The sequence below is a fragment of the Paenibacillus sp. AGC31 genome (assembly GCF_057334655.1).
Window position 1 is genome coordinate 1 of sequence record NZ_JBHFJH010000036.1, and the last position, 10951, is coordinate 10951.

The 10951-nt window shown below is 42.0% G+C and carries 2 protein-coding genes and 1 pseudogene; 1 reads left to right on the forward strand and 2 read right to left on the reverse strand.

Annotated features, from left to right (window positions below; all coding sequences use genetic code 11):
- Positions 1-165, forward strand: a pseudogene (locus tag ACE04G_RS22690) (phosphatase); the annotation flags it as partial.
- 145 nt (positions 166-310) lie between these two features.
- Here ACE04G_RS22690 and ACE04G_RS22695 read toward each other — a convergent pair.
- Both ACE04G_RS22695 and ACE04G_RS22700 read right to left on the reverse strand, forming a co-directional pair.
- Positions 311-493: a YjfB family protein gene (locus tag ACE04G_RS22695; protein ID WP_017687882.1), complete on the reverse strand. Its 183-nt coding sequence runs from the start codon at positions 491-493 to the stop codon at positions 311-313.
- A gap of 609 nt (positions 494-1102) precedes the next feature.
- Complete coding sequence (locus ACE04G_RS22700) at positions 1103-10924, reverse strand: non-ribosomal peptide synthetase (protein ID WP_221820550.1); 9822 nt, start codon at positions 10922-10924, stop codon at positions 1103-1105.
- Positions 10925-10951: the final 27 nt, after the last annotated feature.

The following is a 10951-nucleotide window of genomic DNA, read 5'->3' on the forward strand; positions in this document are numbered from 1 at the left end:
GCCAAAAGTGCAGGCATGCGCTGTATCGGATATCGCAATCCGGGATCAGGCAACCAGGACTTGTCCAAAGCCGATCTTCAGATTTCCAGTTACGATGAGTTATGGACATTGAAGAATACACTGCCCTTTGAAGGCCGATTGCCAAGCTTGTCAAAGCTTCGCTGAGAAGATCGTAATAAAAAGATCGTAATTTCGGAATGAATATTCAGAAAAAAAACGACCCAAACGGCTTCAATTCATTCGAATTGGAGCTGTTTGGGTTTTGCTTGCTGCAATGGGTGTTACATGAGGACACATGCTGTAATTTCAACTAAACCGAAAGATCGAGACTTCCACCCAGATTGGGGTGAGGAGCAGGCACTGACTTCAACATTTCCGCCATCTGCTGGCCTTGCTGCTGTGCCATGTCTTTTGTAATCGACATCACTTGCAAGCTTGCCGACTGCACTACTGAAGCTTGGCTCATCGCCATTGATAATGCTGCAATATCCATGTTCTACACTCCTTTCACTTTCTGGTTACATAGATGTACTTATTATATATCGGTTAGAAGGGAGCAAATGTTAAAAGGTCGATCAAAATGAATAGGGGAATCCATTCCATTCACTCATAACCGCCCTCAGCTTGGGGTAGTTCTTTGTAGACTTCTGCCGTTTCCACGATCTGTTGAATGAACATCCGCAATTTCAATAGCTGATATGCAACGTTGGTGACATCACAATGTTGATCCGACCACGTAGAAAGCTTTTTTCTCCATCTACAGTAATTTTCCAGCTATCATCATTAACGGAGCATAAAAAAGGGATGCCTTAAGTCATTAGCATGACTGAGGACACCCCTTATTAAGGTTTATTTTAATCTAATGAACCTGCACACGTTATTCGCTCTGATTTGCACAGGTCTGTGGTGTAACGAATCACAGAGTCGTTATTTCGTCGATTGGGTCGTTTTTTAGGTTCTGACACCCTGATATGATGAAATAACGTTACTGAGGTTTGTTTAAGTTTGCCATTCACGTCGATCTACCTCTTAAGACGCGTAGATTCGTTAGCGCTTTGAGTGAGGAGGAAACTCACTTCTGGAGCGGCCCCTTACTTGTGCATTAATAACTGTTCGACGTACTCAACGCAAGTTCGTTTATTTTAACTTCCGGGTTACTTACCACCTGTTGAATCATGGAAATAAAGTGTTTTTGAATCTGTTCAACGGTAGATGGGTCATACACATTGGCATTGTACATCAATATGATCTTCATATTTTCATGGGGTTTGACGATCAAAGTAAAATCAAAACTATTGTGTTCTGTACCCCCAACATTCATAATCTCAAGCGGTGTTTCACCTTTCTGACCCAGACTCTCCATTCGGTTCTCTACCGGGAAGTTCTGATACACAACAACATGGTTAATCAGAGATTGTTTTTGCTTGGTCAGATTTTGAATATCATATAACGAATACGTATCATATGCATGTGACTCTACAGCTTGTGCCTGATTCCTTTTCATTAGAGATATAAATGACTCATCAGCCTGAGCCTGGATCCGAACAGGAATTGCATTAATAAATAACCCAATCATGCTTTCGATCCCAGGAATGACAGGTGGTCTGCCCGATACAACACTTCCGAATACAACATCGTTGCTTTCATTGTATTGCTGCAACAATACGCCCCAGACCGTCTGCACTAACGTATGGAGAGTAACATGCTGCTGTTCCGCAATCTGTTTCATTTGCTCGATTAGTACATCATCCAAATAACAGTTTAGCGTTCTGGAATCTTGTCTTTCATGCTTCGATTTGATTTTTTCTCCAGGCAATTTCGTTTGTCCTTCATAACCATCCAAGTAATGAGTCCAATAGGTTATTGCACCTTGATGATCTTGCTGTTCCAGCCATTCAATGAATTGACTATAAGGTGTTAATAGAGTCACTTGAGGCTTTCTATTCTCCCGAATCGCAAAATAATTCTCAAATATCTCTTTGCTTACCAGAGACATACACCAGCCGTCCATCAAAATATGGTGAAAACTCCATATGACGCGGTATTCCTCATGGTTTGTTCGTAAAACAGACATACGTATTAGCGAATCTCGTTGTAAGTCAAATCCTCTTGCCTTGTCCTGCTCGATATACTCGTCAACATACGTTTTACGTTGCAGCTCACTTGTGCCAGCTACAACTTCATAGTTAAATTCAAATTTCTTCTCTTGATACACAATTTGAAGAGGGATGTCCACGAAATCACTGTAAAAATTAGTTCTTAATATCGCATGCCTTTGCATTAATTGATCCAAACTTTGCGCAAAAGAGGTAACATCCAAATCTCCACGCATATCAAACATGATTTGTACAAAGTAAGCGCCAGAAATTGGATTCCGTTCACTTTCGTACAGCATTTCCTTCTGTAATGGTGTAAGTGGGTACACATTTTCGATTCGACCGATGTGCCCCGTTTGTTCCACGATTTGATCCAATTGATCAATGGTTAATGACTTGCATGAAATATCACTTGGCGTCAGCTCGGTTTGTTCCTTCGTTACACAATGTTCAACGACTCTATTAAGACCTTCCTTATAGAGACAAGCCAATTGCTCCATCGTTTCCCGGCGATATTGTTTTGAACTATAGTTGATGGACAGCGACAACCGCCCCTCTGTAACAATGCCATTGATATTCAGCACAAATGGTCTCTTGTTGTTTTCACTTACGGATGGCCCGCTGGAATAAGACGAGAATTTAATGCCATCTTGGCCCGAATCCTGATTCACCTGTCCCATATAGTTGAAACTAATTTCGGGATTTTTCTCTAACTTGAATTCTTCATCTCCATGTGACAAATACCTCGAAATCCCGTAACCAATGCCCTTGGTTGGGATCTGGCGCAGTCCTTCCTTGACGGTCTTAATCTTCCTTGATAAGTCAGCCCCGGACTCCATCGTAATCATAACGGGGTACATGCTCGTAAACCATCCCACTGTACGCGTAATGTCCAGCTCTGACAGGATGTCTTCTCTACCATGCCCTTCCAGATTTACGAGGATTTCTCCCATGCCTGTCCAATCATGAACAGCCATTCCCAATGCCGTTAGCAATATATCATTAATTTCCGTATGGTACGCATGATGTGTTTGCTTTAATAATTGCTCGGTTTCCGCTGCGGTCCAATGAATGGTGATCGTTTCACTATCTTTGCCAATCGTCTCATCACAATCCATATCTTTAGGCAGCGGGCTTAGCTGGGCCCGCTCCACACGACTCCAGTATGGATTCTCTTGCTTCATCGCCGAGCTGTCTACAAACGTCGACAATTGTTCTGCCCATTGTTTAAACGAGGTCGTTTTTTGAGGAAGCCGGATTTCTTCACCTCTTAAGAACTGGTCTTGCCCTGTCTGAATATCTTCATATAAAATACGCCATGAAACCCCGTCTACCAACAAGTGATGGATGGCAATAAGCAGGTGATCCCCTTCAGCACATTGGAACAACCCAAGTTTGATCAAAGGTCCGTGAGACAGATTCATACCACTCTGAATTTCTTTTGCTTTATTTTCAATGAACAATGCAGGATCTGCTTCTGTTTTGAGGTCAACGATTTCAAGGCTGTATAATCCATCTTCGTCTGCCCCTCGATTCCACGCTTCATATCCACCTTCAGGCGCTTGTCGATAAAGGATACGGAGAGCATCATGCTGTTTAACGATCTTATCCATGATGCTGTGAATAAAGCGGATATCAAACCCTTTTTCACGAAAGAACATCATTTCCTGATTGTAATGATGTGCGTCCACCATATTTTGATCAAAGAACCAGCGCTGAACAGGTGTCAGCATCACTTGTCCCGTAACTTCCCCTTGGTCAGAAATAGTGCTCACGGAAGTAACGTGTTCACTCAACTCCGCTACTGTAGGATAGGTGAAGAAATGCTTCATTTCCACTTTATACCCTGCTTGGAGCAGTCGTGAGGAAACTTGAATACATTTAATCGAATCGCCCCCGAGTTCAAAGAAATGATCTGATGTGCTAACCTTTTGCACACCAAGCACAGCTTCCCAGGCAGAGACGATCGCTTGTTCTACAGCGTTTTGCGGCGCCCTATACTCGGTCCCTTTTGGCATATGTTCTTGTGGAGATGGCAATGCCTTACGGTCAACCTTCCCATTGGAAGTTAATGGTATATGCTCTAATTGAACAAAATAAGATGGAATCATGTAATCTGGGATTTCATGAGATAACGCCATTCTGATTTTCTTCGCTGTCAGTGAGCTGTCGCCTTTCCAATACGCACACAACTGCTTCGAACCATCCTCATGCTCACGGGCAATAACGACGGCTTCCTGAATGGAGTCTATTTGCAAAAGCGCAGTTTCCACTTCGCCAAGCTCAATTCGGTAACCGCGAATTTTCACTTGATGATCGATTCGTCCCAGATACTCCATATTTCCATCCGGCAGCCATCTTGCGGCATCTCCTGTGCGATACATTTTCCCTTTTGTAATCCAGGGATGATCAACAAATTTCTCTGCAGTTAAATCAGGCCGGTTCAGATAACCTCTGGCAAGGCCCTCACCTGCTACAACTAATTCTCCCTGAACACCGATCGGTTGAATGCGTTGGTGTTTATCCAGAATATAGGTCTGCAACGTCGGGATTGGTTTTCCAATATTGCTCTTTCCAGCATGTATTTCAATGTCGGTTATTTCCTTATACGTTACATGAACCGTTGTTTCGGTTATCCCATACATATTAATTAACTGGGTAAATGGATATTTCAGCTTCCAATCCTTCAATAACACGGGATTGAGGGCTTCTCCGCCAAAAATCACTTTTCTTAATTTCAGATCTGCTGCATGACCTGCCAGTTCTTCCTGAAGAAGATGATAGAAATACGTTGGCGTTTGATTTAATATCGTCACTTGCTCGTTTTTTAACAATTGTAGAAATTGTTCCGGACTTTTTGCCGTCATTTGAGGTACGATAACCAGTTTTCCGCCATAGAGCAATGCTCCGTACATTTCCCATACCGAAAAATCAAAACAAAAAGAATGGAATAAGGTCCATGTATCTGATGCATTAAAATCAAACAAATTTTTACTGTTGAACAACAATCGCACCACATTTTTATGTTCAATACATGTCCCTTTTGGTTTACCTGTCGTTCCTGAGGTATAAATTACATATGCCAGGCCTTTTGGTGCAGCAGTAATTCCCAAATTGGAATGATCTTCATGATAGGACTCAGGTAGATCCAGGCAAACGACCACTCCTGCAAAAGAGATGCGTTCTTGCAAATGACTTTGCATTAATAATACATGTACACCCGAATCCTCAAGCATGTAGTTTATACGATCCTCCGGATATTCAGGATCAATCGGCACGTATGCGCCACCCGCTTTCAAAATCGCCAGGATTCCTACAACCATGTCTAGCGAACGATCAGCGATGATCCCGATTAACTGATCATTTTGAATGCCTGTAGCCTTCAACGTTCTTGCCAATTGGTTGGCTTTCTTGTTCAGCGCTTGATAGGTCACATGTTGATCCTCAAATACAACCGCAACGTGTTCAGGAGTCCTTGCCGCCTGTTCCTCAAACAGTCCATGAATCGTCTTGTTCATTGGATATTCAGCCATGGAATCATTAAACTGTTCCAAAATTTGTGTTTTCTCCTGTGTTGTCGTCAAGTCAATGTCATGGATAGGGATAAGCGGATTGTTGACCACTTGCTTCAACATCTGAATCAAGTGACCTTGAATGCGTTCTACGCTTGCCCGATCATAGACGTTAGCATTGTAATAGAACATACATTTCATGGATTGGCCTGGTTTAATAATCAGGTTAAAGTCATAGTTCGTTTGTTCATCTGCTTCTACATTCGTAATCCGAAGAGCTGTCTCCTCCTGATCCCCAAACTGTTCCATAATGCCCTGTACAGGATAATTCTCGAATATCAGGATATGATCAATCAAATTTTGCTTTTGCGATGTTTCCGCTTGAATCTCGTATAACGGATACGTGTCATGTGGATGCGAAGCGACAGCATGTTCCTGATTCCGCTTCATAATCGCTGCAAATGTCTCATTACCTTGAGTCTGAATGCGTACAGGAATGGTATTGATGAATAAACCAATGATTCGCTCAACTCCAACAATCGCCGCAGGTCTGCCCGACACCACGCTTCCGAATACAACATCCTCACTGCCGTTATATATCTGTAGCAACATTCCCCAGGCTGTCTGCATGAACGTATTCAGCGTTACCTGATTCTGACTGGCCACATGTGCGATTTGTCCGGTTAATTCCTGACTAAGTGTACAAATCATATGCTCTGAATGATATTCATCACTCTTCGTAATTGAATGTTCTTTTGGCAAAGTGGTCTGCTCATCGTAACCTTGCAAATAGTCACGCCAGTATTTCAGGGACTCTTCATGATCTTGGTTGTCCAGCCATTCAATATAGTGTTTGTATGGAATCGTACTCTTTGCCTCCAGTTTTCGTTGTTCCTGAATAGCAAAGTATCCATCAAACAACTCCTGGATTACAAGCGACAGGCACCAGCCATCCATCAAAATATGATGATAATTCCAAATGAAACGATAGGTTTGGTCATGCGTTTGCAATATCGAAATACGCATTAACACATCCTGAGACAGGTCGAAACCTTTTATTTTATCTGCTCTTGTATATTCTGCCACGTATGCTTCACGATCTTTTTCATTCATCTCACGCAAATCTTCGTATATTAGCCCATTCCGTTTATGACGGTATACCACTTGCAGAGGTCCATTCTTCCATTTGCTATGAAAATTTGTTCTGAGAATCGAATTACGCTGCATCAACTGATCCAGACTTTTCGTAAAAGCTTCCACGTCTAACGAACCATGAAGATCCAGCGTGGTTTGAAGGAAATACGCTTCCGATTTTGAATGAAGCAAATGATGAAAGAACATTCCATTTTGCATCGGGGACAAAGTATATATATCTTCGATTTCACCAATGTGTTCCGATTCTTGAACAAATCCTTCTAATTCTTCAATGGTAATTCCTTTTAACGTTAGATCACTTGGTGTACATTCCGGCTTCTCTTTTGTCACACAATGCATCACGATTTCTTGCAGATGATCTCTAAAATATGTTACCACTCGCTCCATCGTTTCTTTTTGATATTGGGTGCGACTATACCGAAGGGACAACGTCAATTTGCCTTCCACAATTAAGGCATTCATATCGATAAGAACATTTCTTCTGTGATTGTCGCTTGCTGTTGCTCCGCCTGGATAGGGAGAGATCTGCATCCCGCTATTCTGAAGATCCTGATCAAATTGACCCAAATAGTTAAAGCTAATTTCAGGATTCAAGGTAAAGAGCCTTTCTTGCTGATGTGCACTTAAATATCGTAAAATTCCATAACCAATCCCTTTTTTAGGGATTTGACGAATCATTTCTTTGTTTGTTTTGATGAAAAGAGACATATTTGAACTTGCTTCCATATCAAGTACAACCGGATACTGGCTCGTAAACCATCCGATCGTTCGTGTAATATCGAGATCCGGTAAAATTTGTTCTCTTCCATGTCCCTCCAGATTGACCAGCACTTTATCCATGCCCGTCCATTGGTGAATAGACATGCCTAATGCATGGAGCAGCAAATCGCTAATCTCCGTTTTATACGCACGATTCGCTTGTTTTAATAATTGCTCCGTTTCTGCCGCTGACCATTCCATCGTGATTTCTTCACTGTCTTTTTCCAGTGCATGATCCGCTTCGAAATCTGTAGGTAACAGCTTATAGGTTGCTTTTTCAATTTCATTCCAATATGCAATTTCTTTCGTTATCGCATCACTGTTCGCATACAACTGAAGCTGTTCTGCCCATAATTGGAATGAAGCCGTTTTTTGCGGTAGTTGAATCGATTCTCCATCACTTAATTGTTCATATCCCCTTGATAGGTCTTCAATCAAAATTCGCCATGAAACCCCGTCGATGACGAGGTGATGAATAACGATTAATAGATGATCTCCATCTGCACATTGAAATATGCCCAGCTTCATCAAGGGTCCACGTTCCAAAGTGAACGTGCTTTGCATTTCATTTGCCTTCTTCTCGATTTCTTGAGACGGATCTGCTAATGACTTGAAGTCCATCACTTCAAGTGTATATAAGGATTCCCTTGCCAACCCTTCATTCCACGCTTCATAACCCTGTTCTGTAAGGCGATATACTGTACGAAGTGCATCATGATGCTCACTCAATTTATCGAATACACAGCGAAGTGTGACTTCATGAAAACCTTCTTTCCGATACAACATCACGGACTGATTATAATGTTGGGCGTCCACCTTGTATTTCTCAAAAAACCAATGCTGGATTGGAGTCAGCATTACTTTTCCAGTGATGATTCCCTGTTCTGACAGGGTACTTATGGGTTGAACATAGGGAATCAAGCTTGCTATGGTTGGATTTTTAAACAGATGATCCATCTGTACCTGGTAACCTGCTTGATATAATCTTGAAGAGACTTGAATGGATTTAATCGAATCTCCTCCAAGCTCGAAGAAATTATCCAAAACCCCAATGTTCTCTACCCCAAGTACCTCTTCCCAGATCGATACAAGTTGTTGTTCCACCATCGTTCGGGGTGCTTCGTACTCCATGCCCTTCAACATATGTTCTTTGGGAGCAGGCAAAGCTTTGCGATCGATTTTCCCGTTAGACGTGAGTGGCATCTGATCCAGCTGTACAAAATAGGACGGAATCATGTAGTTTGGCAGCTGCTGGGACAGCACCTCCCGCAGTTCCCCGATCGTGATTGCATCCTCTCCTACCAGGTACGCACATAATTGTTTGGTTCCCGTTTCATCTTCTCTGGTTATGACGATGGCCTCTTTTATCTGGGTACTATTTAGAAGAGCCGTCTCCACTTCACCAAGTTCAATCCGGTGTCCACGAATTTTCTCTTGATGATCTACCCTTCCTATATACTCTATGTTCCCATCGGGCAGCCATCTTGCGAAGTCACCTGTCTTGTACATTTTTGCTCCCGAAACAAATGGATCATCCACGAATTTCTCCGCAGTCAGATCTGGACGGTTCAAGTAACCTCTGGATAGCCCTGCTCCGGCTACACATAATTCTCCCTGCACTCCAATAGGCTGCAATTCATTCCGTTCTCCTAAAATGTAGACTCTATTGTTCGCAATAGGCTTCCCGATTGAGATATTTTGATCTGCCGACTTGATCGACAGAACTGTGGATACAACACTATTTTCGGTTGGACCGTATTCATTACACACTTCGATGCGTGGATTGATGCGCTGCAATTTGTGTATTAAGGCAGGAACAATCTTCTCTCCCGCAGCCACCACATTTTTCATGGTTGCCCAATCTTCCGCGCTTACTTGTTCCAATAGGGTCATCAAGAAACTGGGTGGACTTTGGATGTGCGTGATTTGCTGTTTTTTGACCATTGTATTGATGGCTATAGCATCTTTACACTGTTGCTGGTTTAACAAATACACTGTCGAGCCAGATATCATCGGACCAAAGAAATGGGTAATAAACGAATCAAAAACGAATGGATTCAGCATTAATACCCGATCATCTCCGGTAAAATGATAAAAATCCGATTTCCATTGCAGGGAGTTCACAATGCTGGCATGTTCAATCATTACGCCTTTGGGATGACCTGTTGTTCCAGACGTGTAGATCATGTATGCCAAATCACTGGAGATCGCTCCATCTACCCAATTTAAATGATCATCATAGTGATTTATTTCAGAATCCAGAATGACACATGTCCCTGCATAATGTTCAGGTTCCTGTATATGACTTTGATGCAGCAACCAAGCCACTTTTGAATCCTCAAGGATGTAATGAATACGATCTGCCGGATATTCCGGATCGATTGGGACATATGCTCCGCCTGCTTTTAGAATACCGAATAAACCTATGATCATCTCAAGTGAGCGCTCTGCCATAATGCCAACGAACTGACCCGCCTGCACCCCCTTAGCTTGAAGCAATCGGGCCAATTGGTTGGATTTTTGATTTAACTCTCTGTACGTTAACTGTCTATTCTCAAATACGACTGCCGGATGGTCCGGTGTTCGTTCCACCTGTTCTTCAAATAATTGATGCATCGTCTTGTTCTGTGGATACCCCACGCTTGTATCGTTAAAGTCATATAACAGCTTGTTTCGATGAAACTCTGATAACATATCAACTTGACTTAACTCCAAATCAGGTTGGTTCAGCACAACGGATAACAATTGGTCAAGATGCTCTACAATTTGAACCATATAATCGCGATCATAACGATCATCATCATAAACTAATCTTAACTGAATGGAGTCGTTCTCCAGATCAAAGTGGAACATCGTCGCCGCTTTTACGTTATTTTCATCAAGAGCAGGATGAATTTCATTCAACGAAACCAAGGTATGAATCAGAGGTACATGGTTCGAATCATACTGAACATTTAAACGTTCAACCATTTTTCTGAAAGGGATTCGTTGATGCTGAATGGCTTCGGTTAAACAGGTCTTCACTTGATTAAATAAGGATTTGAATGACATCACATGATTGATATTATTTTTTAAGACAAGAACCTTATTCGAGAGTGATAGATCATTATTCTTTTCTTCCATCGTTGGTATGCCAATAATCATCTTGGTTTCATTCGTGTATTTATATAACAGACACTGAACTCCCGTTAATAAGATCGTATATATCGCCATAGGAGCATTTCGTGACATGGACTTGATTTTATATGAAACATCGGCTGACAAAGACTTATATATATCATTCTGGTGCTGCGTATCGTCTGGGTGTTTGGAGGTTGTCTTGCAATAAGGCAAATGAACAAGATGGTCATCATCTTCAAATCGGCTTGCCCAATACGATTCCTGTTTCTTAAAAATAGACATACGGCACCCCGATCACTTTATATTTTT

What these genes read in the sequence shown, in the direction of transcription:
- ACE04G_RS22695 (WP_017687882.1), bottom strand. Translation starts at nt 493, where the DNA reads ATGGATATTGCAGCATTATCAATGGCGATGAGCCAAGCTTCAGTAGTG.
- ACE04G_RS22700 (WP_221820550.1), bottom strand. Translation starts at nt 10,924, where the DNA reads ATGTCTATTTTTAAGAAACAGGAATCGTATTGGGCAAGCCGATTTGAA.